Below are 25,063 nucleotides of genomic sequence, written 5' to 3'. Positions count from 1 at the left end.
TCGCGTGAAGAAAATTCTTTTTGCGTTGATTGGCGTTTGTTTTTTTTTTATTGAAACGCAAGCCCAAACAACGAAGCAATCCACTAATTGTACATACCAATTAAAGGGTATTGTAGTATATGCGAATAACAAGGAACCTGTTGACGGAGCTATGGTCTTTGTTGAAGAGTTGAACAATTATGTTCTTACAAATTCACAAGGAGAATTTCTACTGGACTCTTTATGTGAAGGCTATTACAAATTGCATATAGACATGCTTTTATGCGTGCACAAAGATACGGCCATACATGTTTCAGGAACTTCAACTCTTGCCATAGAAATTATGCAGCGAATGGAGGATGACGCAATTGTAATTGAAGGCTATAGGGTCAACAATCAGCCCGAGATTGGTTCGAAAGAAACACTAGAGAAAGAAGAACTGGCGCGCTTGCGAGGCACAAGTTTAGGAGAAAGTTTAAAATCTATTCCCGGAGTTTCTGCGCTGCAAACAGGCCCAACAATATTCAAGCCTGTTATACAAGGCATGTATGGCACACGTGTACTGATTCTGAATAATGGCATCAGACAAGAGGGACAGCAGTGGGGTAATGAGCATGCACCAGAAGTGGATCCGTTTATAGCAAGCAAAATCACAGTGGTAAAAGGTGCTCAATCGATACGCTACGGATCAGATGCGATTGGTGGCGTGGTGCTATTAGAGCCGGAAGCATTGAATACGTTTCGTGGCAACAAAGCGCAGATTAATGTAGGCGCTTTTAGTAACAATCGTGCAGGTGTAGCATCTGCAATTGTGGAGCATGGTTTTACAAAGATCCCTGGATTGGCCTTACGTCTGCAGGGTACGTTGCGTAAGGGTGGGAATACTAAAACGCCTGATTACTGGCTTAAGAATACAGGCTTTCAGGAAGCAAACTTTTCTTTTGCTGCTGCCTATCAGCGCAACCGTTGGGGGGTAGAGACGTTTTACAGCCAGTTCAACACAGAGTTGGGAATATTTGCAGGCTCGCACATTGGCAATGTTACGGATCTGATGAATGCGATCAATAGCGGTCAACCGGCGGTTACATCCGGATTTTCATATACGATTGAACGGCCCAAACAAATCGTGAACCATGAATTATGGAAGAACAAAGTGTATTATACATTTGGGAAAAACCGTTGGACAATTGAGTATGCACGTCAATACAACAAGCGCGAGGAATACGATAGTCACAAAGCATACAATCCAAACTTGCCGGATCAGCCGCAGTTGCAGTTCGAATTGACTACGCATAATATTCAATCCTATGTAGAACATAAGATCGGAAGAGTAAGAGGCGTTGCCGGAGTAAGCTATATAAATCAGTCCAATACGTATGAAGGGCGTTATTTCATTCCGAATTTTAAAAGCAATGCAATTGGAGTTTATATAACAGAATCGTATAAGATATCTCTGAAGACGAAAATTGAAGCTGGATTGAGATACGACTATAAAACATTGCAATCCTATTATTACGAGAACAATGTTTTACAATCTCCTTATAGAATCTTTCAAAGTCCGACAATGAATGTAGGTATGTCGAACGAATTAAGTAAGCACTTGAACCTTCAGACAACATTAGGGACAGCCTTTAGACCACCAAACGTAAATGAATTGTACAGCAATGGCGTGCATCATGGAGCTGCTGCGTATGAGATCGGCAATCCGGATTTGAAATCGGAGCATTCAACAAATCTCGCCCTGACATTAAATTATGTCTTTAAAAAATGCTTTGGGTATATTCATGCATATGGCTATTATTTCTCCAATTACATTTATTTAAAACCCATATTTCCGCCAACACTTACAATACGCGGAGCATTTCCAACGTTTGAGTATACGCAGGTAAAGGCAACGTACGGCGGATTTGATATTGCATTTAACGACAGTCTTACGAAGCATCTTATTTATTCCACTCGTTTGTCGCTGGTTAGCGCATACGATCGTTCGCAAAATGATTGGCTCATCTACATTCCTCCAACCAGGTGGCAGAACGGAATGAAATATATTTTTGCATCAAAAGGAAAGCTCATAAAACCATTTGTTGCTGTAGACGGGATTTGGGTTGCGCACAAAAGCAATACTCCTGCAAGCGGAGATTATATGGCTGCACCGGCCGCATATTTCTTATTACAGGCAGAAGTCGGCGCATACATAAAAGTTGCGAAGCAGGATATGCTACTTACATTGACCGGACAAAATTTATTAAATGCACGTTATCGCGATTATCTAGATCGCTTCAGGTATTATGCGGATGCTGCGGGAAGAAATATTATTATCCGCTTACAAATACCATTGGATTTTACAAAACATTAAAAACATTAAAACATGAAAATTTTACTAACAAAATCAGCAGTGCTGATACTTATTATATCACTACTTACTTCTTGCAAACATGATGATGGTGATGTTGCAAAACCTGCAAATCCAAACGAAACGGAACTTATAACAACAGTGAAGTTACTCGTCACAACTGGACTAGCTACGCGGACTGAAGAATATGCCTATAGAGATATAGATGGTGATGGAGGAAACGCACCAATTATTGATACAATACGATTATTTTCAAACACCTCGTATTGGGTTAGTGTGTTGTTGCTTGACGAAACTAAAAATCCTGTTGATACGATATCTGAGGAAATACTGGCAAATGAAAAAAACGCACATCAGGTTTTTTATTCCAAAATTGGCACATATAATTTAACAACAACTTACCTGGATTTTGATGATCACAATGTGCCTGTTGGCTTAACTGTACAATTAAATACAACAACGGGATTTACGGAAAAAACAAACAAACTGAGAATTGTATTAAAGCACCAGCCCGGCTTGAAACCTACAAGTGGCGTGGGTGACGAATCGTTAGGCGAAACAGATGTTGAGGTATATTTTCCTATACTGATTCAATAGTTATTTATTAGCTACCAACAAATAAAAAATCCCGTCAGGCTAATTAGTGTGACGGGATTTTTTATTTAAGGAAAAGAAATTAATATTGGTAAAGTTTTGCTTGCTGCACTTGCTTTTCCGGAGCGCTTACTTCTTCTGCACTTAAATTTGCTCTGAGACCTATAAAGAATGTAAGAATATTTGATTTAGATGGTCCGGCATAGGTTGTACTGTTGCTTTTTACCGGTTGGAATCTGTATTTATCATCGAAGAAATTACTTAATGTATATTCTGCACCAATGATCAATCCTTTCAAATGAAAGCCAATAGAAGCAGAATAGTTGAACAGATTGATGTCGTTGTCATAAAAACTTTTTCTTTTGCTTTTATCGCCATCGATAAAAACTTTTTCTTTGTAATCCAATTGCGTTAAAAATTCACCCGCAATGAATAGATAATTGTCTTCTTTAAAATTCCCAAACTTTAAACCAACAGGTACACTTAAGCAATAGGCACGGCTTTTAACAGTCATATCACTTGAGTTCTGTCTTGTTATAAAACCTACGTTTTTTATACCAATCCCTGTGTAGATACCAACTTTGTTATTGAAATCTTTATGCGCCATTAATGTATAATTTGCAACAGGTGTAAAACGCAAAATACTTTTTACATGCCCTCCAGCACTATCTTCAATCATACCTACTTGAAATAATGCTTTAGTTTCAAATACACCGTATATTTTGTTTTGTGAAAAGGCGGCAACCTGTATACATAAAAATGCTATAAGTAAGAGTATATTTTTTTTCATAGTGTTATTAGTGAGTTAGTAACCAATGTAAATTAACCACTTTGAAAACATATTATCAAGTTATTTTCAATAACTTCGCAGATCAAAGACATTATATACTATGCCAATCCCAGTACTTCAATTAAAAAAAGGCAAAGAACGCTCCATCAATAATAGACATCCATGGATTTTTTCAGGCGCTGTAGCCAAACTGCCGGACAATGAAGAGGGCACCATCGTTATGGTTACGGATTTCGAACACAAAAAATTGTGCTATGGTTTTCTTTCACATAAAAGTCAGATTGTATGCAGACTATTTGAATGGGATGACCTTTCAGAGAACATATTAACAGATGCATATTGGGAGACCAAAATAAAAAATGCATATGCATTACGATCGACAGTAATTAATTCAAAAAATACAAATGTATATCGATTGCTGCATGCTGAAGGAGATTTTTTTCCTGGCATTATAGCCGATGTATATGCAGATGTTGTTGTACTTCAGGTATTGATTCGCGGTGTTGAAAAGCTGGTTCCTGCAATTAAAAAAGCGTTGATTGAAATTGGGTTTAAACACATTTATATAAAGGCTAAGACTTCATCAACGGTATTGGAAGACATTCGTACAGGCAGCGGCTGGCTTGAAGGTGGCGTTGAAGTTCCTGTTGTTGTTAAAGAAAATGATGTGTTGTTTGAAGTCGATTTTATTGACGGCCAGAAAACAGGTTTCTTTGTAGATCAGCGTGATAATAGAGAATTGTTGCGCACCTATTCAAAAGGCAAAAAAGTATTGAACACCTTTTGTTATACCGGAGGATTCAGTGTGTATGCGGCTTCAGGCGGTGCGGCTGTAGTTGATTCGGTTGACATATCAAAAGACGCTGTAGCATTGGCAGGCAAAAATATGCAATTAAATTTCCCTTCATTTAAACACGGAACCATTGCAGCCGATTGCTTTGATTTTTTAGGAGAAATTGAAAAAGATTATTATGACATTATTGTATTGGACCCACCAGCGTTTGCAAAATCAGCCAAAGCTGTAGCAAATGCATGCAGAGGTTACAAACAAATTAATTTAAAGGCTTTTAGAAAAATAAAAAAAGGAGGACTGCTGTTCACGTATTCGTGTTCTCAGAACATTGACAAGGATCTGTTCCAAAAAATTGTTTTTGGTGCAGCAGCAGACGCATACCGCAATGTTCGTATCATTCATCAGATGCACCAACCTGCAGATCACCCGATAAATATCTATCATCCGGAAGGTGAATATCTGAAAGGCTTGGTATTATACGTGGAATAGATTTAATATACATCCTGTATTTCCAGGAAATCAATGCGATCAACCAAAGCACTATCGAGACTGTTGTTGTTTTGCTGCACAGAAAAATCCTCAAGCAATATGCGGGTTTCTTTCGTATTGATTTTCTTTAATGCATAATAACATTCGGCACGCATGTAAATGGATTCTGCAGGATCATTTAAAACAGCGTTTAATTTATCGCAAGCGGGCTTATAGCTTAATATACCAAGCCCTCTTGCTGCCTGCTCTCTGGCAAAAGAGGGAGATTCATTTAATTTTTCGAATAAAAAAGGACAGATAGTTGTGCCGGCATCTAACACTGGCTCAAGATAAAACCCTTTAGAGACATTCTGATTTTCAAAAATTGTATAATAATTCCGACCAATAAACGGGTCAAATAGAAATCTGCTTCCTAAATAAAACAGCAGTGCAAAAACTATAATACAAACGGATAAAATCCGTTTTGTTTCTACAAAGTACAAAGCTACAAGGACACAATTAATAATTACAAAGGATACATAATAACGTATTAGAAAGAGTTTATTACAGGCAGCAATGATTATAGCGGCTTTATCCTCGGCAATGATTTTCCATATATAATTACCCGGGTCTGTTACCACCCACCAAAAAATAAAAATCAGTATATTTACCAATAGGCAAATAAAAGCAACCAGAAAATATTTTTTCAAAGCACTAAGTAGCATAAAAGTTTGTTGTGAGGATAAAGATAGAAAAGTGAAATCACTTTAACACATTTTTATCTTCTGTAAAAATCAAGTTTGAATTATGGAATATTATAAAATGATAAAGTATATACTATATTTCTTGTGTAGCACATTGCTTTTTTCGATTGCAGGGAATGCACAGCAATTGGAGAATGAAAGCGAACTGCTTCTAAAGTCGCCTGATAATATTTATTCAGCAGTGGACCGAAATGATAATTATGTATTTGTATTTCAAACAAACTCACAATACGAATTTGTTTTCTTTGATGCAGCACATAAAAAAGCCGGCGATGCCACAATTGCAATTCCATCTGCTCAGAGGAAGGATACGTACCTAGGCATTGAATTTAAAGAAGATACCTGTTCAATTTATTCTTTAAATACCCGGACAAATGAAATTATTCAATCCAATATCGGCCGGGGAGGAAATTTTATGTCTAAAAAAACAATTGGCCGATTGGCATTTACAGAGAAGTATTTAAAGTGTATATCCTTGAATGACAACTTTTATATTTTAACGGCAACGCAAGGAAAGAATCAATTAGAGATCCATTCTATAGCGAATGATTCAATAATAAAAAATACATATCCTATTGAAATGCCCGATTTTTATAAAAAACTAAGTTCCGGAAATCATCTGCTGAATGAAGAAACACAAAGCTCGGTTGGTATTGATGCAATCAATTACAACATAGAGAACAATGTTAAGTCGGCACGTGCCACAAAAAAGATCTATGCTTTTCAAACGTACATATACCTTGTATTTGACGATCCGGATTACACACAAATCATTCAGATTGATTTGAAAAAGAATGTTGCCACCTACAAACAATTTGAGTTCAGTCTTGACCATGGAAATACTTCTTCAAAAAAACAGGGCAATTCATTTCTATACAATCAAACCTTATTCCGTGTAACAATGAGTCTGGAGCAGATGACTTTTACGACAGTGAACATTGAAACGCATGAAAGCTATTCAACCTTTTATGCTACACCGCACAATCCAATGAATTTTAAAAACGGACCAATCGCTCAGGAAAACAGCAGTGATAAGCTTCGGATTATTGATGACAATGCCACTTACTTTAAAAAGGTACTTGCCGGTGCATTAAGCATTGCGGTGAATCAAAAGGATACTACATATATTGTTGAGATTGGCAGCTATGAAGAAATTGTTTCAAATAATAATTACAACAATCCATCCATAAGCAGACCAACAATATCCATCGGTATGGGTATGGGTATGGGAGGTATGGGTATGGGCATGGGAATGGGTGGCATGGGCAGTATGGGATATGGTGGCTATGGAGGCATGTCTCCGTATAATCATTATGGTTGGGATTCCCCTGGTTATTACAATGGTTATTCCGGTTATTATCCATACAATAGTACCACTACGACCATTCGCACTATTTATGTGCACAGCATGCTAAATACGAGCACCTATGCCCATCAGGCCGGAATAGTACCTATTACCTTAAGAGAGCGGGTAAGTAATTTTGAAACGGAGACGTTTAAAAATCAGAAGCCTGAGCAGATTCGGGTAATTAACTTTAGAGATAAAATTTTGATCGGCTACATGATTCCGAATAAAAAAACCTTCAAACAATACTCTTTTTATAAATAAAATATAAAAGTGCGGTTACCTATGGAATTGTACAGGTATAAATAGACAATAGATAACACAAAATTCCAATTTATATCCTGTTAAAGTAAAAGCGGTACACTCCCAATGTGCCGCTTTTTTTATTATCTATAAAAATTTAATAGAGCTTATCTGAGCAGTTATTTCCTGTTCAAGAGCCGGAAATACATCTTTGGGACAATCTATAAAAAACTGAAATCCAAAACCGTTTTTATGAATACCATGAATAATAACTATTTTATGAACGATATTATTCTCATCTGTATAATAAGCCCAGTAACCAATGGAATAAGCTACTTTTAATAAACCATCACTATTGGTAAAGGTTTTTACAATTTTAAAATCCTTTTTTTTCTTAAACATTTCTAAGCGCGGCACTGAATATGCTTTGATGCCTGCACCACGGGCATTTTCAACTTTACAGGACTGTGTAACAACAAATAATTTAGCAGTATCTGTCTGTATAGGAATGCGCTGAAAATTTATAAATTCAGTACCGGTCCTTTTATCTTTGAAATCTGAAATTTCGGTCCATTCCATGGAGATTTGATACTGAACAATGCCAGCAACGTCAACAGTGGTAAAAGTGGGAGCTTTCTTCTTTTGAGCAAAGCCTGTAATACATGTACAAAAACAAATAGTGGAAAGGATTAGAAAACGCATGCGTGATCGTTATTTTTTATCTGAAATAATTTGCACCCAGCTCTTACAGCAATCGCCATAAGGAGCACATACTAAATAGTAATATACACTGCTTGTTAATCCATCTGCACAGAATTGATTTGCATACGAATCTGCTTTAAACACGCAGCTGTTCCATGGATTGTACACTTCAACTTTCCAGCCGGGATACAATCCTTTAATTTCAAAACAATCGTTTTTACCATCGCCGTTTGGAGTAAACAGGTTTGGAATATTTACATCTTCAATTTTAACAACACCCACTTCAGTAGCTGAACAATAATCGTTGTAAATATTTAATACAATAGGGTAGGTGCCGCCTTTACTATATTGATGAACAGGAGAAGCTTCATTAGAAGAATTACCATCTCCAAATGTCCAGAAATAGTTGAGTGGTCCGGTACTTGGGTTGCTAAGGCGGACAGTTGGTTTGCCATCACAATGGGTCAAGTTTTCCCAGTTGATGCCTTTAGCTAAAGTTGCGACATGAATGGTGATGGTGTCTTTGATCTTACAGCCATTTTCATCAGTAACATTTAAATAATAAGCACGATCAACACTTGGAAAAAATTGCGCATTACAAACAGTTGGATTTAATACTTGTGTTGTCGGTGTCCATGAGTATGTATATGTAGGGATGCAGGTGTTAAGTATTGTAATTGTATCCCCCTGACAAATTGTAGTATCCGATAGATTAACACCTAAAGCAGGCAATGGATATATGGTTAAAATCTTTTCTGCTGTATCTTTACCGATACAGGTTGTTAGATCGGTTGCAATTAATTTTACGTGATATACTCCCGGGTGTTTATAATAGTGTGTTATTGGTCCGGACCCCGGGATTTTGGTGCCATCCCCTAAGTCCCATTCAAAAGCAATGCCACCCGTACTTGTATTTTTAAAGACAACAGTAGCGGTATCGCAACTGGTAGTTTTAGTCATTGTAAAGTCTGCATTAAGACTGGATAGATCGTATTTAAAGCAAGCGTTATTGCAATTATAATTTCCCTTTTTTGAGCCATCGGTAACAGGAAAGACTGAAGTTGAAGGGTCAGGCCATTGCGTCCAGCAACTTGCACAAACAGATTGATACACAATACCATTTTTGTCAAATCGACTGGTACCGCCGTCTACGTGATCATCTTCGCCGATACCACCATAATAAGTTGAATACAGTAAACTGTTAAATTGTTTTTCTAACACGAGTAAATAAAAATCAGATCCATCGGTATTTGGAAAGAGTGCATTAGGTGAGACATCCATTCCATTGGTATTACCTCCTATATATAAGTTCGTCGGGTAATGTTCAATGGGAGTATAATTCACATTACCACCCCAACCAGCAATTAGAATATTATCACAATTATTTACTAAAAATGCAGTAGGTACAATATTTATAGCATTGGTGTGACTTCCAAATGTGGTAGATAATAATACAGAAGTTAAAGCCGGGTCAATTTTTTGAATAAATTGTGTAGTTGAAGCTTTGCCGTATGCACCTGGTGATATAGGAAAATCGCCAAATGTCTGTCCAAGAATATAAATGTTTTCAGCAGCATCTAATTGAATAAAAAAAGACTGATCGTAAGAAGAAGTACCAATATAGGTTGAAGCAATTAAAGAAGCACCGTCCGCACTGAGATGCGCAATAAAGCCATCTATATTGCCTCTGTATGTTGGGTTTAGACCAGTTGAAGTGCCAGGGAAGTCTGAACTTGTTGTTCCTCCGGTAATGTATACGCTTTTATCAGCTGGCACACGAATGGAATAACCTACATCATCATTAGTACCTCCAAGGAATGTATTCCAATACATAGTAGACAAAGTGCTGGAGAACTTACAAACATACGCATCGACTGTTCCTGCACTTCCATTGAATGTCTGATCGTATCCGGGAACGGAAGTATTGATAATATCAGCAGAGAACGTTTTTGTTACAATGTATACATCATCAAATTCATCGCAGTAAATTTCACCTCTGAATTGATCGCCATAATTTCTGGTAAGCGGATCTCCTAGATAGGTCATACCATCATTATTACTTCCACCCACAAGGGTTGAGTGTGTCAAAGCATTTCCGTTTTCACTTAATGTTGCAATAAAAAGATCAGAACCTCTGTCAAAAAATATTCCATCCCAAATTCCAAATGGTGCTACTGCAATTCCTCCGTTAAATGTTATGTCATATGCATCGGCAGTAGTAGGAAACTTGATTTTATTATCTCTTAATCCATCTGAACCTGTAAAACCAAACAACACCAATTCCTTTTTACTATTTACGATACAACTACTCGGCACTTCTGCTTCTGTTCCTCCCAAATAAGTTGCATATAAAATTTTCCCTGATGGGTCAAATTTCATAATAGCAATATCTGGATCCGTTTTGCCGTAATAATCAGAAACTGATGCAGGATCTTTAAAGTATTCTTGGGAGCCATTATATACAATTTGGTATGCACCTGTTGTTACAGGATATCCTAGATCAAATGCAATACCCACCATATACGTATTACCATCATCATCATATGTTGCAGAATTTCCCCAGTTATCAGCAGTTGATTTTGAGTAAGTAGAAAATATTAATTGTGGATCAATAACCAACGAATAGTGTTTATTGTATCCCTTAGGAAAAACAAAACTCAATACATTATTAATTAATTTAAATTGACAAGGAACTGTTGAACGAACACCATTGATTTCCTGATAGGCATAAGGCTTTTGTTCATAAAAATCAGTTACAGAAGTCTCAATGAACAATTCTCCGTTTTTTAAATAGACAGTATCAACACCATCATATTTCATTTGAATTACATAAGGATTTGCTCCTGCAGCTAAATGAAATTCATACTTAAACCCTGTTTCCTGTCCTAAACATACCAACGAAGTATTAGGGTAAATATCTTTTAAAATAGTTTTTGAAAATGCTTGAACATTGCTTGCCCATTTGCCAGGGTCATCTCCTTTAAAATAATTATATGCATAATTTTGAGGGTTAACCCCTGATGTAGAAGAAATCGGACTACATCCTAAAAAAGCAACTTCATAAGCATGTGCCTTGATAAGATTTGCTTGTATGGGTTGACCACCTCCGGCAGATCGTTCAGTATTTTGATGTGCTTCTCTCTTTCCATTCGCATGATGACCGGACATCGCTTCTGCATCATAAAAATTAAACAGAAAACGATTTTTTTCAATATACAATTGCCCTGAAGGTATATCAGCTTTATACAATACGTTATTTTCCCATTGACCCTTATTTTCAACGAATAAGCCACCTTTCATTTTTTCAGGAGCAAATTGTGCGAATAAAGAGAATGTTTGAATAAAAAGAGCTAAAAATAAAATGAGAAATTTACGGTTAAGACCCATCATTTTTGAATTATAGAAATACAACATCTTCTAGTACTTTATCCTCTGCCGCCTTGTTAAGTAACTCAACTACCTTGTGTTTTGACTGATTTAATTCATTTTTTAAAGGTGCTGAAGACAAATGGATATATAACTTCTTATTACGGATATATAAGTTCGTGGTTCTCTTGGCAATAGGAGTTCCCATGATTTTCTCCCAATTCTGAATAATAAAAGTTTCTTTGTATTTGCCACGCACCCGCAATTGGTCCATCCAGTGTTCGATGGCGTCACCAATACTAAGGGAGTCTTTTTTCCTTCGAAAATCTCTTTCGGGCTTGTTATACATAGATTTATGAATTCGGCTGGTTTGACTGGGTGATCTTACCCTGATCAATTATAAACATACGAAAATCTTTCGTATTTGCTTCAAAAAAGATACTGGAACGATCCGGGCGGGCATCTGAGATAAATAATTGACCATGAACACATTTTTGAACTAATAAAATCAGTTTTTCAATACGTACATCATCTAATTTATCGAATATATCGTCCATCAATAATATAGGAATATGTCCGGTACATTCTTTCAGCAATTCATATTGCGCTAGCTTTAATGCAATCACAAAAGTTTTCTGCTGGCCTTGAGAACCATACTGTTTAATGGGCTCAGAATTGATCACAAATTTAAAATCGTCTTTATGGATTCCTTTATTGGTGCGTTGCAGGATTACATCTTTGGAATACGAATTTTTGTAGACACTTTCAAAATCCGGATCCAGCACATTTGTTTCATATTCAATGTTTGTGTTCTCGTGTTCCGGGGAAAGCATGGCATAATATTCCTGAAAGATTGGCAAGAGTCTTTGAAGATACCCCGAACGTTTTTCTGCAATAATTTTACCCGACTGCAATAAGTTATGATCGTAGGCATCCATCAAAATCCGGTCGATTAATGCACCTTCAGCAGCAAGTTTTAACAATGCATTGCGCTGTTTAATAAAATGCGTATAGCGAATCAATGCTTCCAGGTAAACAGGGTCTGCCTGAGAAAATAACGTATCAAAAAAACGTCTTCGATCTTCTGCACCGTTTCGGATCAGATCGGTATCATGAGGTGTCAGAACAATTGCCGGAAATTTGCCTATATGCTCTGAAACTTTGGTATATGATTTTTTGTCGACCGTGAAGCTTTTCTTTTTTCCATCAAAATCATATTGAAGCTTAAATTCCTTAGAATTTTCTTTAAACCAGCCCAGAGCTGAAAAATATCCTTGATTGGCATGGATCATTTGTTGATCCGTTGTACTTAAAAAGCTCTTAGTCAAACACAAGCAGTAAATTGCATCCAGCAAATTCGTTTTCCCGCTGCCGTTTAAACCTGCCAATAAGTTAATTTGCGCAGAGAACGAGAGCTCTAACTCCACGTAGTTCTTAAAATTTAGCAGGCTTATTTTTTCAATATACATGAATTTTGTTTATTTTAGCCCTTCAAAGTATACTGTAAACAGCATAATTAAGAAGAGATGGCAAGTGTTAAAGAAAAAGCGAAGGATAACACTAAAACAAAGGTAGAATCCGCAGGAGCATTTACCAAAGAAACATACCTATTCTGGTATGAAAAAATGCAATTGGTAAGAAAATTTGAAGAAAAGACAGGACAACTTTACGGTCAGCAAAAGATCAAAGGTTTCCTTCACTTATACATAGGTCAGGAAGCATGTGCTGCAGGAGCAGTATCAGCATTAAAAAAGGGCGATCATTATATAACAACTTACCGCGATCACGGCCAACCATTGGTTTTGGGAACAGATCCAAAAGCAATCATGGCTGAGATGTATGGTAAAGTAACAGGTACTTCCAGAGGTAAAGGCGGTTCAATGCACATCTTTGATAAAGAAGTAAATTTTGCAGGTGGTCACGGTATCGTAGGTGGGCAAATTCCATTGGGAGCTGGTTTGGCTTTTGCAGAAATGTACAAAGGAACTGACAATCTATGTATTTGCTACATGGGTGACGGTGCAGTTCGTCAGGGTGCATTGCACGAAACATTTAACTTAGCAATGTTGTGGAACATCCCGGTAATCTTTGTAATTGAAAACAACGGTTATGCAATGGGTACTTCTGTTCAGCGTACTTCTAACGTTACAGAATTATACCAAATTGGTGAATCATACGATATGCCTTCAGAAGCAGTAGATGCAATGAGTGTAGAAGAAGTTCACTTGTCTGTTGCAAGAGCTGCTGCACGTGCAAGAAGCGGTGGCGGTCCTACATTATTAGAGTTCAGAACATACAGATACAAAGGTCACTCTATGTCTGACCCTGCTAAATACCGTACAAAAGAAGAATTGGATTCTTACAAAAATCAAGATCCGATTCAGCAAGTACGCGAAACGATCCTTTCTAAAAAATTCGCTACTGAAGCAGATTTAGAAGCGATCGATGCAAAACTAAAAGCAATCATCGACGAAGCTGTTAAATTTGCAGAAGAGTCACCATACCCGGATGCTTCTGAAGCCTATACAGATGTGTATACGCAAACAGATTATCCATTTATCATTGAATAATTACCGAATACTTTTTACAAACCAATAATGGCTGAATTAACCGAAAAAAGTGCAACTCAAAAGGCACAAACCGTAGTTACAACTAAAGTGAATATGTCTGCTGAAGAATTAATTGAAAAATACAAAAAACCTGCACTAGTAGGTTTAGCTGTTGTTGTAGCATTAGTTGGTGCATTTACCTTCTATAAATACAATCAATCTGAAAACAATACTGCAGCACAATCAGAAATGTACCAGGCTGTATTCTTCTTCGAACAAGATTCTCTGGAACTTGCATTAAAAGGAATTCCTGCAAAAGAAATCAAAGGATTACAGGAAGTAGCAGATGAATATTCCGACACAAAAGCAGGAAAGCTAGCTGCATTTTACACAGGTGTTATCTACTTGAAGCAAGGAAAATTCCAGGAGGCAATTGATTACTTAGACAAGTTTGATACGAATGAAGGAATTATGCAGGCACGTGCATGGAGCCTTATTGGCGATGCGTACACAGAGTTGAACGACAACGACAATGCGATTTCGTATTATAAAAAAGCTTCTGAATACAAAGAGAACGAACAATTAACGCCATCATATTTAATGAAGTTGGCATTGGCATACGAGTTGAAAAGCGACTGGAAAGAAGCGGCAGCAACATATGATAAAGTTATTACTGAGTATCCTAAATCTCAGGACGTATCAGATGCCAAGAAGTATAAGGCAAAAGCAACTGCTTCCCTTTCTGCTTCCGAATAATTCATTTTAATAAACGAAAGTCAAAAAGGGATAAAGCAAACGTTTTATCCCTTTTGTTGTATATAGAATAAAAGGTATGTCTAGTGCAGATAAAAATTTAAGCAGTTACTCAGGAGAAATTCCCAACCTGTCTACTAAAAAATTCGGAATCGTAGTTGCTGAATGGAATGAAGAAATTACTGAAGCATTGTATGAAGGCGCAGTAGAGGTATTATTAAAACATGGCATACCGACAACGCATATAATTCGTAACAATGTACCCGGGACATTTGAATTGAGCTTAGGTGCACAATGGCTGGCAGCAAAGGAATATGTTGATGCAGTTATTTGTTTGGGCTGCGTAATTCAGGGTGAAACAAGACACTTCGATTTTATTTGTCAGGCAGTAGCCATGGGTATTACAGAAGTGAACTTGAAATACAATAAGCCTGTAATCTTTGGAGTATTAACTACAGACAATAAAGATCAGGCATTTGATAGAGCAGGCGGCAAGCATGGAAACAAAGGTGATGAAGCTGCTATCACGGCATTGAAAATGCTAGCACTGACAAAATAATAAATTAAGTAAAACAATTAAGAATAATATATAATGAAAGTTCTAAAATTCGGAGGTACTTCAGTAGGTAAGCCTGAGCGCATGCATTCTGTTGCGCAATTAATCTCTAGCCCGGATCCTAAAATAGTTGTATTGTCGGCTGTTTCAGGTACAACAAATGCATTGGTTGACATATCAAATAAGCTTTCAAAGCAAGACACAAAAGCTGCAGAAGAAGCAATAGAAAAATTGTTTGGTCCATATAAAGCATTCGTTGAAGAACTTTATTCAACTGAAGCCGGAAAATCAAAAGGTCATGCGATTGTGAAAACATACCATGATTTAATAAAAAGTTATGTTGGCAAAGCTGGCTTTGGAGATAAAGAAACGCGTTTGTTTCTAGCACAAGGAGAGATTATTTCTACAAATCTGTTTCAGGAGTATTTAGCTGAACAGGGCTATTCATCTGCGTTACTGCCTGCATTGGAATTCATGAAGACCGATGCGGATAGCGAGCCGATGCTTGATTACATCGAAGCAAAACTAAATGAGCAATTAGTTAAATTTCCTAACAAGCATTTATACATTACTCAAGGATATGTTTGTTTGAATTCAGATGGCGAAGTTGATAATTTAAAACGCGGGGGCTCAGACTATACAGCAACCTTAATTGGTGCGGCATTGCGTATGGAAGAAATTCAGATCTGGACAGACATTGATGGTATGCACAACAACGATCCACGCATTGTTAAACGCACATTCCCGATCCCTGAAATTTCATTTGATGAAGCAGCAGAGTTAGCGTATTTCGGAGCAAAAATTTTGCACCCAACATGTATCCGTCCTGCACAAGTACGTAAAGTGCCTGTACGTTTATTAAATACTATGCAGCCGGAACAAAAGGGCACTGTAATTAACAGCACACCTTCAGACCGCGAAATCACTGCGATTGCGGCAAAGGATGATATTACTGCAATTAAAATCAAATCAAGCAGAATGCTTCAGGCACATGGCTTCCTGCGCAAAGTGTTTGAAATATTTGAAAACTATAAAACATCGGTTGATATGATCACAACTTCTGAAGTTGCAGTTTCATTAACGATCGACGATGCTAAAAATCTGGATCAGATTGTTAAAGAATTAAAAGAATTCTCTATTGTAGAAGTAGACAAAGATCAAACAATCATTTGTGTAGTAGGAAGTTTTGGTAGTGAAAAGATAGGCATCAGCAAACGTTTGTTTGATGCAATGGAGACAATTCCGGTACGTATGATTTCTTATGGAGGAAGCTCTTCAAACATCTCTATCCTTATCAATAGCAGCTTAAAAAATGAAGCATTAAATGCATTGAATGAGAAGCTGTTTTTTCATGCAGAAGCAGTAAAGTAGTTTCCAGTTGCTAGGTACTAGTTACTAGACAAAAAACAGAAGAGTCTTTTACATCAATAGGAATGTGAAAGACTCTTCTGTTTTTTAAACGACTAGACGATAAATCAATATCAAGTAAGGATGGAAATTATTACCTCGTCTAGGCACTAGTACCTAGCAGCTAATCACTACTTTTCAAAATGTCCCAAACCAAATCTGGCTCAAAACCTCTTGAAATTAAATACGTGGCAATTTTATACGATTTTTGATACGGATTTTTCAAAGATATTTCAGTTGATTTTTTGGCTATAATGAGCGCAATTGTTTCTAAATAGTCGTTTTCGTCGATCTCTTTTAAACCCGACTTGATGCAATAAGGGCTTAATTCCTTCATTTCCAGCGCTCTTGAAATTTTCAAACGCCCCCACTTTTTAACCCTGAATTTCCCTCCGGCATACGCCTTTGCAAAACGTTCTTCATTCAAAAAATTATCCTCAATTAATTTTACAATAATTACTTCAACTTCATCTGAATTTATGCCATATTCGTATAACTTTTGACGAACCTCTTGTTGGGTACGTTCTTGGTATGCGCAAAAGGATGCAATTTTTACAAATGCTTGAGATGAAGTATAAACTTTTGTAGTCTTTGTAGTTGCCATTTTGTGTTCGATAACTTTAGATATTAGGTATAATTGACAAATAAAAAAACATTAGCGATCCTGTTAACAGCAAATGGAGTTTCGAGCTTTGCTCAGGGTTTCACTATGATGTCTATACCTTATTATTTTAATAAAATAGGAGATTATTCTTTTTTTAGCTTAAGCTTAACAGTAATCACATTAGTATCTTTATTCTGGGCGCTTTACGCAGGCTCCATCATTGATGGTTTCAATCGTAAAGATGTTTTCCTTGGAACAAACTTTGTTGGAGGCATCGTTATTTTATCCATCGCCTCACTCGGCTTTAAAGAAGGAGAACTCACGAATATATTAATAATATTGGTTTATGCATTAACCATGTTTGGTTATGTGATACATTATCCCAATCTGTACGCCTTTTCACAGGAATTATCCGAGCCGAAAGACTATACAAAGATAACATCTTTAATTGAAATCGTTGGGCAATCAACAGTAATGGGCTCTGCCATCATGGGTACCATGTTGCTGAAAGGCATCACTGACTTTCATGTACCATTCTCGAATTCTGTGATAACAATTGAAAGATGGGAGATTCACGAAATTTTCCTTTTTGATGCGATCGCTTACTTTGTTTCGTTCCTGATCATTTTATTGATTAAATATTCACCAAATATGAAGCTGGTAATTTCAGACGAAGGTTCATTGTATGAGCGTTTGAAGACGGGTTATATGTATTTGAAAAACAATCAGCTTGTTGCTTTGTTTGGAATCTGTTCATTCACAATTTTTATAGTAGTATACATCGAGCAATTTGCATTGATGACACCATACGTATTAAATCACTTGCATGAAGATGCTCCGGTACTTGGTCTTACAGAGTTAATGTACGGCTTAGGGGCATTATTTTCAGGCGTAATTATTCAAACATTGTTTAGTAAAATGCCTGTTTTAAAAGCAGTTGTTTTATTGACGTTTGCTACAGGCGCGATTTTCTTATTGAGTTCAATGACCTGTGCAATCATCGTATTTATCAATGTTGCGTTCCTGAAAGGCTTTACGAATGCGAGTTCACGTATCTTTCGAGTAACATATTTATTCTCTTTGATTCCAAATGAATTGGCAGGGAGAGTGAACAGCTTCTTTAATGTAATGAATACGGTATTCAGATTGATTTTCCTTTCAATGTTTACACTGCCATTTTTTATGGAAGGCTCAAATGTTGTATACGCATATGGCATCTTAGCCGTATTCTGTTTTATAGCAGGTGTGGTATTGTTGATCTATTACAAGCAGTTCTCGCAATTAACCGAAGGCATGAGTTCTCATGATAACGACCATTGACATATCGGTTGAGCAGTTAGCAGCGATCGTAGATGGTAGCTGTATTCAACTCAACGCGCCAAAAACAATCGTAAAACAATTGTTGATTGACAGTAGAAAATTGATGGCTCCACAAGGAGCTGTTTTTTTTGCTATTGATGGCAAGCATCACGATGGCCACGATCATATATATGAATTGTACCAACGAGGTGTTCGGATTTTTATAGTTGAGAAAAAAAACAACCTGGAACGATTCCCTGAAGCAACAATCATACAGGTATCTTCTGCTATAAAAGCATTGCAAGCATGTGTAGCATACAGAAGAGCGCAATTTGCTATTCCTGTCATTGGAATAACAGGAAGCAATGCAAAAACAATCATTAAAGAATGGCTTAGCCAGATTCTTAGCGGCGATTACGCAGTAGTTAAGAGTCCGCGAAGCTATAACTCACAAGTAGGCGTTCCCTTGTCTGTATGGGCAATAAATGAACGCCATCAATTTGGCATATTTGAAGCGGGCATTTCAACAATAAAGGAAATGCAGGCTCTTGAAAAGATCATTAAACCTTCTATAGGAATTTTTACAACGATCGGTTCAGCACACGATGAAGGCTTTGCAGATCGCGCAGAAAAAATTCAGGAAAAATTGAGGCTTTTCAAAACATCAGAGGTTGTTATTTATTGCAACGATAATAAAGCAATCGAAAAGGAAATACATAAAGCAAAGCTACCTGTATTTGACTGGTCTCTGAAAGGTTCTGCAGCGGTAGAATATAAGATCAGAACTACGAACACTTTTCAAACAGAATTGGATGTTAAAACCAAAACCATATCCGGTGTTTTAACTGTTCCATTCGTAGACGATGCATCTCTTGAAAATGCGCTGCATATAGCAACAACATTATTATATATTGGATATTCCATTCAGGAAATTTCAAGAAAGCTTTCTCAATTACGTCCGGTTGAAATGCGATTGGAGTTGAAGGAAGCAACCAATGGCTGTTATGTGATCGATGATTCGTACAACAACGACCTTGCAGGTTTGTCCATTGCATTGGATTTTTTAGATCACGTAAAACAAACCGATAAAAAAACACTGATACTTTCAGATGTATTAGAGTCGGGCCTGCAATCGGATCTATTGTATAAAGAGGTAGCAGCGTATTTAAATGCTGCGAAACTTGACAAAGTTATTGCTATCGGCGAAGAGATTGCAGCACTGAAAAAATGGTATAACAAAGAAATATTTTTCTTTAAAACGACAGATGATTTCACTAAAAACCTGAACAGTTTTTCTTTTGAAAGAGAAGTGATACTGGTGAAAGGTGCACGAATGTATCAGTTTGAAAAAATTGTTTCATTGCTGCAGTATAAAATCCACGAAACTGTTTTAGAAATAAATTTAGATGCATTGGTTCATAATCTGAATGTTTACAGAGGAAGACTAAAAGCGAACACAAAAATCATGTGCATGGTAAAGGCTCTATCCTATGGGAGCGGTGGCTTTGAGATTGCTCAGTTATTGCAATACCATGGTGTAGATTATTTGGCTGTTGCCTATGCAGATGAAGGAGCGCGTTTGAGAGAAAATGGAATTACATTACCCATTATGGTAATGAACCCTTCCTTGAGCAGTTTTGATACATTGATTCAATATCAACTGGAGCCAGAGATCTACGAGCCAAATCTATTAGATCAAATCATAGATTATGCGCGTGCAAAAAAGCAGCGCATTGATATCCATATTAAGTTGGATACGGGTATGAAGCGTTTAGGCTTTGAACAGAAAGATATTAACGATATTACAGTACGTTTGAAAGAACAGGACCAATATATAAAAGTACTGTCTGTGTTTACGCATTTAGCAGCTTCTGATGGAGCAGAACACGATGTCTTTACAGATCGTCAGTTGGCAATTTTTGATTCTATGACAGACAAACTATATACAACACTTGGATATTCTTTTTTAAAGCACGCAACGAACTCGTCAGGTATTATGCGCTTCCCTCAAGCACATTATGATATGGTGCGCTTGGGTATTGGTTTGTATGGAGTTGAAAGCGCTGGTTTATATCAACATGAATTGCAGCCGATCAGTACATTTAAAACACACATCTCTCAGATAAAAGAGATTACTTCAGACGAAACGGTTGGTTACAGCCGTAAAGGTAAAGTTTCGCAGGCTTCAAAAATTGCAACGATTGCAGTAGGGTATGCAGATGGCTACGATCGCAGAAACAGCAATGGGGTAGGTGTTGTGCTAATAAATGGCATACGTTGTCCGATCATTGGAAATGTATGTATGGATATGTGTATGGTTGACATAACGCATGCACATGCTGAGCAAGGAGACGAAGTAATTCTCTTTGGAGAAAACCCATCTGTGATAGAATTGGCGAAAAACATTAATACCATTCCATACGAAATTCTCACAAGTGTTGGTGCGCGCGTGAAACGTGTTTTTTATTCAGCATAAAAAAAAATTTAAATTTTAAAGTAAATGAACTTAGAAAAGACAATCGTGTTTCTTTTGGTTTTACTTACAGCAGTAGATATATTTTTTCAAGCAGTGCTATGTTATGAAATGTATGAATGCGCAAAACAACCGAATACCTCTGTGGGAGATATCTATTGGTATATCCAATTATTGTTAAGAGCTACAATTTATATAGTAACGTTTATTGGTATCTATAAACTTATTAAACGCAAGAGTATTGAATTGGTAGATGAGTTTAAGCTTTCAATTTTTTATTCAGTGATTGTAAATATCTTTTGGTATTTACTGCTTTTGTTAAGTAAGGAAAACTCTAATTTATCCCATTTACATCTACTTCATGGTGAAACTTGGCATGGGTATGCATTATTTATTCTCAATGCCGGGTTTGTCATTTTGGTATGCATTTATTTTTTTAATAGAACAGAAAAAAAAGAAACGAATACTGCAGCACCAGCAATTCCAAAGGCGCGGTTTATCAATTGGATTATTGATTTCGCTCTTATTTCATTTTTTACACTTTCACATTTTAGCAATTTTCAACGAGACCTTATTTTGCTGGATTTCTTCACGCAACGTGAAAGTATTCAGATACTTTTCTTTTTGAATACTTTCCTGTATTATTTCGTTTTGGAATCTCTGTTCCTTCAAACCATAGGGAAATTGCATAACAACTCTTTTGTTGAATATGACGGGAATAGGTTTACAGCGATTCTAACGAGGACGTTATGCAGGTTTATTCCATTTGAAGCTTTTACATGTTTTAACAATAAGGGATGGCATGATTTGATATCTAAAACAAGAGTGGTTCTTTTAAAAAAAGAAGTATAAATACATGCCGTATAAAATTGATTAGTATTTTAAATTATATTTTCATGATTAAGAATAACTATTTTTCAATTCGTTTTATAATACTTTTGATTTGTGTAACATGTATTTCCTGCGATCGGAGTAGACCTGTGACTACTTACGGTTTCAGTCAGGACTTTAAAAATTATACAGTCTTTAACACAGGAAGCTATTGGGTGTATGAAGATTCTGCGAGCAAAACGATTGACAGTATTTATTTGGTTAGGCATCAGTTTTCTTTTATTGAAGAAATAGATGGTACAATGAAATATCAATACTTAGAAGAATGGAAACACTCATCTTTAAACCAGAGTACTCTTTTTTTCAAAGGATATATACCTTCTGGTGAAACAAAAGCAATGTATGCGGAAACTGTACCACCCATTTTAAATCCCGGCATCACTTATTTTGATGGGGAAATTGGTACCGCACCAGACTATACCTATAATATTTACTACGAAGAAAAAAGAAATAGTATTTCTTTCCAAGAAACATTCCATCACGTTAAAGTTTTCTTAAGCTTTTACCAACAATACCCCAATCATGCAAAAAGATGGTATTATGCAAACCATATTGGCTTAGTGCGCAAAGAACTGTATAATGGTCAGGTATGGAACTTGATCCGATATCATGTCTCACAGTAAAAGTTAAGAGTAGAAATTTTTTATATAAATCCAGCCAAACGATTCTAATGCTCTTGATATGAACAATGTAAAGAGAACATGCAAATTATAGCTGTTTTGAGTTGCAGGGCACGTCTTTGGATTGTACCTTTGTTTAAATTAATTCTAAATAAGAATGGCCGAACCAGTTAAAACGGTTGCAGATTTACGCATAGGAGAAAAAGGAACGATTTGTGGTTTTACCGATGAAGAAACTTCTTTGAAGCTTTTAGAAATGGGTTGTTTGCCAGGCTGTGAAATTGAATTGGATCGCAAAGCGCCTTTAGGTGATCCGATTTGCATAAAAGTATGCGGATACAACCTTTCTATGCGATTAGAAGAGGCTTCAACAATTTTACTTTCTTAATTATTCTATAGCTCAAGATGAAAAGACTTAAAGTAGCATTAATTGGCAACCCCAATGCAGGCAAATCTTCTCTTTTCAATTATTTAACTGGGCTGAATCAAAAAATAGGAAATTTTCCCGGTGTAACGGTTGATAAAAAAACAGGGGTATCTACTCTTAGTGCAGCCGTACAGGCTGACATTATTGACTTACCGGGCACCTATAGTATTTATCCGCGATCGTTGGATGAACAAGTTGTGTTCGATTATCTGATAGAAGCACTTCGGAATGAAGCACCGGATATTTTAGTTGTAGTAATTGACGCGTCAAATTTTAAGCGCAATCTTTTATTATTTACTCAGGTAAAAGATCTAGGCTTTCCAGTTATTCTTGCATTGAACATGCTGGATCTGGCACAGAAAGATGGATTGGATTTCGATCTTGTTGCTTTACAAAAAGAACTAAATGTTCCCATAGTTGAGATCAATGCACGAACAGGAAAAGGAATAGACTCTCTCAAAGCTGCACTGGTTTGTCCGGTACATGTGGCTCCTGATATTTTTTATAAATCTGCAGAAGTAGCCCAACCCGTTGTTGCATATATACGCAATCGTTTTAAGATTAAAAGCGATTACATGGCTTTGCTGTTAGCACATCAGCATAAGAAAACAAAAATTTTAACTGAAGAAGAAAAGAAAGATATTTCAGATTTAGTTGAAAAGCATCATCTTCAAAGCAACTCATTGCAGTATCGGGAAACACTTGCACGATATGAAAGCATTCACACCATTATTCATAAAGTGATGAGTGAAGATGCACGTCAGGGAAAAGTTCGCTGGTCAAATAATGTGGATCGGATTGTTACACATAAGATCTGGGGATATTTAATTTTCTTAGGAATTTTATTTTTGATCTTTCAATCTATTTTCGCCTGGTCTGAAATGCCTATGCAGTGGATTGATTCAGGCTTTGGCGCATTAAAAGGTTTTATTTCTTCGTTATTGCCGGAAGGATACTTGCGTGATTTTGTAAACGAAGGAATTCTGTCCGGTCTTCAGGGTGTATTGATATTCATTCCTCAAATAACATTTTTATTTGCATTCATCGCTATACTTGAAGAGAGCGGATACATGACGCGCGTCATGTTTATGATGGATAAGATCATGCGCCCGTTTGGATTAAGCGGAAGAAGTGTTGTGCCCTTGATCTCAGGTGTTGCCTGTGCTGTGCCAGCTATTATGGCGACACGTAGTATTGAAACCTGGAAAGAACGTTTGATAACAATCATGGTTACGCCATTGATGAGCTGCTCTGCACGTATACCTGTGTTTACAGTGCTTATCGGATTGATGATACCGGACACAACAGTATTAGGAATATTTAATTTGCAAGGTATAGCCTTGATGGGCTTTTATTTATTGGGCTTTGCGATGGCTTTGCTTAGCGCATGGTTTCTGCATAAATGGATGGGTGGGAAATTTAAGACCTATTTTATTATGGAATTTCCGACTTACAAATTACCTCGATTTAAAAACGTTTCAACATCCATCATTGAAAAGGTTAAAACATTTACATTCGAAGCAGGGAAAGTAATTCTGGCAATTTCAATTGTTTTGTGGGTGCTTGCAACGTTTGGTCCAAAAGAAGCAATGCTTCATGCTGAACAGTCTGTCCCTATGGATACAATACATATAGAAGCATATCAGAACAAAGTTGCTTCTGCAAAATTAGAGGCTTCATATGCAGGGCATTTTGGAAAGTTTATTGAGCCGGTTATAAAGCCGTTAGGCTATGACTGGAAAATAGGAATAGCGCTGATCACTTCTTTTGCGGCACGCGAAGTTTTTGTGGGAACAATGGCAACGATATACAGCGTTGGAAATTCAGATGATGAATTATCTGTACGGGAATCGATGAAAAATCAGGTGGATCAAAACGGAGATCCTTTTTATACAGCAGCCCGTGCCGGATCACTCTTACTTTTTTATTTATTTGCCATGCAATGCATGAGTACAATTGCTATTGTTTATAGAGAAACAAAGGGTTGGAAATGGCCTATTATTCAGTTTTTCTATATGTCTTTTTTGGCCTACAGCAGCAGTCTGCTTTTCTATCAGTTCTTTAAATAATTCGCTTTTAGCTAATAC

At 36.8% G+C, this 25,063-nt stretch carries 21 protein-coding genes; 14 read left to right on the top strand and 7 right to left on the bottom strand.

What is annotated here, in order from left to right:
* Positions 1–4: 4 nt before the first annotated feature.
* Positions 5–2,335, top strand: a complete 2,331-nt coding sequence (locus A3EE_RS0101170; protein WP_018341588.1) for a TonB-dependent receptor — start codon at positions 5–7, stop codon at positions 2,333–2,335.
* A gap of 12 nt (positions 2,336–2,347) precedes the next feature.
* Positions 2,348–2,929 carry a hypothetical protein gene (locus A3EE_RS19835; RefSeq protein ID WP_018341587.1) on the top strand — a complete coding sequence of 194 codons (582 nt, stop codon included), beginning with the start codon at positions 2,348–2,350 and terminating at the stop codon, positions 2,927–2,929.
* 79 nt (positions 2,930–3,008) lie between these two features.
* Here A3EE_RS19835 and A3EE_RS0101160 read toward each other — a convergent pair whose 3' ends face one another.
* Entirely contained in the window at positions 3,009–3,716 is a 708-nt protein-coding gene (locus A3EE_RS0101160; RefSeq protein ID WP_018341586.1) for an outer membrane beta-barrel protein, read from the bottom strand.
* Between the two features lie 100 nt (positions 3,717–3,816).
* Here A3EE_RS0101160 and A3EE_RS0101155 point away from each other — a divergent pair, with 100 nt between their 5' ends.
* Positions 3,817–4,998, top strand: coding sequence for a class I SAM-dependent rRNA methyltransferase (locus A3EE_RS0101155; protein WP_018341585.1), 1,182 nt, complete (start codon positions 3,817–3,819; stop codon positions 4,996–4,998).
* A 2-nt stretch (positions 4,999–5,000) separates the two neighbouring features.
* Here the strand turns inward: A3EE_RS0101155 and A3EE_RS0101150 are convergent, their stop codons facing one another.
* Complete coding sequence (locus tag A3EE_RS0101150) at positions 5,001–5,702, bottom strand: HEAT repeat domain-containing protein (RefSeq protein ID WP_018341584.1); 702 nt, start codon at positions 5,700–5,702, stop codon at positions 5,001–5,003.
* Between the two features lie 97 nt (positions 5,703–5,799).
* Between A3EE_RS0101150 and A3EE_RS0101145 the strand changes: the two genes are divergently transcribed.
* Positions 5,800–7,350 (top strand): hypothetical protein, encoded by a 1,551-nt coding sequence (locus tag A3EE_RS0101145; RefSeq protein WP_157446823.1) that lies wholly within the window; start codon positions 5,800–5,802, stop codon positions 7,348–7,350.
* A 126-nt stretch (positions 7,351–7,476) separates the two neighbouring features.
* Here the strand turns inward: A3EE_RS0101145 and A3EE_RS0101140 are convergent, their stop codons facing one another.
* From A3EE_RS0101140 to recF, 4 genes are read right to left on the bottom strand one after another with little or no spacing between them, the layout of a single operon-like run.
* Positions 7,477–8,031: a hypothetical protein gene (locus tag A3EE_RS0101140; protein WP_018341582.1), complete on the bottom strand. Its 555-nt coding sequence runs from the start codon at positions 8,029–8,031 to the stop codon at positions 7,477–7,479.
* Between the two features lie 9 nt (positions 8,032–8,040).
* Positions 8,041–11,421: a DUF7948 domain-containing protein gene (locus tag A3EE_RS0101135; protein WP_245553788.1), complete on the bottom strand. Its 3,381-nt coding sequence runs from the start codon at positions 11,419–11,421 to the stop codon at positions 8,041–8,043.
* Between the two features lie 7 nt (positions 11,422–11,428).
* Complete coding sequence (locus A3EE_RS0101130; RefSeq protein ID WP_018341580.1) at positions 11,429–11,746, bottom strand: DciA family protein; 318 nt, start codon at positions 11,744–11,746, stop codon at positions 11,429–11,431.
* A 4-nt stretch (positions 11,747–11,750) separates the two neighbouring features.
* Positions 11,751–12,866 carry a DNA replication/repair protein RecF gene (gene recF, locus A3EE_RS0101125; RefSeq protein ID WP_018341579.1) on the bottom strand — a complete coding sequence of 372 codons (1,116 nt, stop codon included), beginning with the start codon at positions 12,864–12,866 and terminating at the stop codon, positions 11,751–11,753.
* Between the two features lie 57 nt (positions 12,867–12,923).
* Between recF and pdhA the strand changes: the two genes are divergently transcribed.
* The 4 genes from pdhA to A3EE_RS0101105 all read left to right on the top strand — a co-directional run bounded on the left by pdhA (position 12,924) and on the right by A3EE_RS0101105 (position 16,626).
* Positions 12,924–13,967, top strand: a complete 1,044-nt coding sequence (pdhA, locus tag A3EE_RS0101120) for a pyruvate dehydrogenase (acetyl-transferring) E1 component subunit alpha (protein WP_018341578.1) — start codon at positions 12,924–12,926, stop codon at positions 13,965–13,967.
* A gap of 27 nt (positions 13,968–13,994) precedes the next feature.
* Entirely contained in the window at positions 13,995–14,702 is a 708-nt protein-coding gene (locus A3EE_RS0101115) for a tetratricopeptide repeat protein (protein ID WP_018341577.1), read from the top strand.
* A gap of 76 nt (positions 14,703–14,778) precedes the next feature.
* Positions 14,779–15,258, top strand: coding sequence for a 6,7-dimethyl-8-ribityllumazine synthase (ribH, locus tag A3EE_RS0101110; protein ID WP_018341576.1), 480 nt, complete (start codon positions 14,779–14,781; stop codon positions 15,256–15,258).
* 33 nt (positions 15,259–15,291) lie between these two features.
* Entirely contained in the window at positions 15,292–16,626 is a 1,335-nt protein-coding gene (locus A3EE_RS0101105) for an aspartate kinase (protein ID WP_018341575.1), read from the top strand.
* Between the two features lie 160 nt (positions 16,627–16,786).
* On the opposite strand, the gene A3EE_RS0101100 is transcribed toward A3EE_RS0101105, so the two are convergent.
* A complete protein-coding gene (locus A3EE_RS0101100; protein ID WP_018341574.1) occupies positions 16,787–17,266 on the bottom strand; it encodes a regulatory protein RecX in 480 nt (159 codons plus the stop codon).
* Positions 17,267–17,299: 33 nt separating this feature from the next.
* Between A3EE_RS0101100 and A3EE_RS0101095 the strand changes: the two genes are divergently transcribed.
* The 6 genes from A3EE_RS0101095 to feoB all read left to right on the top strand — a co-directional run bounded on the left by A3EE_RS0101095 (position 17,300) and on the right by feoB (position 25,045).
* Entirely contained in the window at positions 17,300–18,586 is a 1,287-nt protein-coding gene (locus A3EE_RS0101095; RefSeq protein ID WP_018341573.1) for an MFS transporter, read from the top strand.
* Positions 18,570–21,041, top strand: a complete 2,472-nt coding sequence (locus A3EE_RS0101090; RefSeq protein ID WP_018341572.1) for a bifunctional UDP-N-acetylmuramoyl-tripeptide:D-alanyl-D-alanine ligase/alanine racemase — start codon at positions 18,570–18,572, stop codon at positions 21,039–21,041. Before A3EE_RS0101095 ends, A3EE_RS0101090 begins: the two co-directional genes overlap by 17 nt.
* 54 nt (positions 21,042–21,095) lie before the next feature.
* Positions 21,096–21,890 (top strand): RDD family protein, encoded by a 795-nt coding sequence (locus tag A3EE_RS0101085; RefSeq protein WP_157446822.1) that lies wholly within the window; start codon positions 21,096–21,098, stop codon positions 21,888–21,890.
* 44 nt (positions 21,891–21,934) lie between these two features.
* Positions 21,935–22,552 carry a hypothetical protein gene (locus tag A3EE_RS0101080; protein ID WP_157446821.1) on the top strand — a complete coding sequence of 206 codons (618 nt, stop codon included), beginning with the start codon at positions 21,935–21,937 and terminating at the stop codon, positions 22,550–22,552.
* Positions 22,553–22,706: 154 nt separating this feature from the next.
* Positions 22,707–22,937, top strand: coding sequence for a FeoA family protein (locus A3EE_RS0101075; RefSeq protein WP_018341569.1), 231 nt, complete (start codon positions 22,707–22,709; stop codon positions 22,935–22,937).
* Between the two features lie 17 nt (positions 22,938–22,954).
* Positions 22,955–25,045, top strand: a complete 2,091-nt coding sequence (gene feoB, locus A3EE_RS0101070) for a ferrous iron transport protein B (RefSeq protein ID WP_018341568.1) — start codon at positions 22,955–22,957, stop codon at positions 25,043–25,045.
* Positions 25,046–25,063 lie beyond the last annotated feature (18 nt).

Source organism: Cytophaga aurantiaca DSM 3654 (genome assembly GCF_000379725.1).
Taxonomy (GTDB): domain Bacteria; phylum Bacteroidota; class Bacteroidia; order Cytophagales; family Cytophagaceae; genus Cytophaga; species Cytophaga aurantiaca.
The sequence above is the reverse complement of the archived record's forward strand: the minus strand, read 5'-3'. Positions and strand labels throughout refer to the sequence as shown.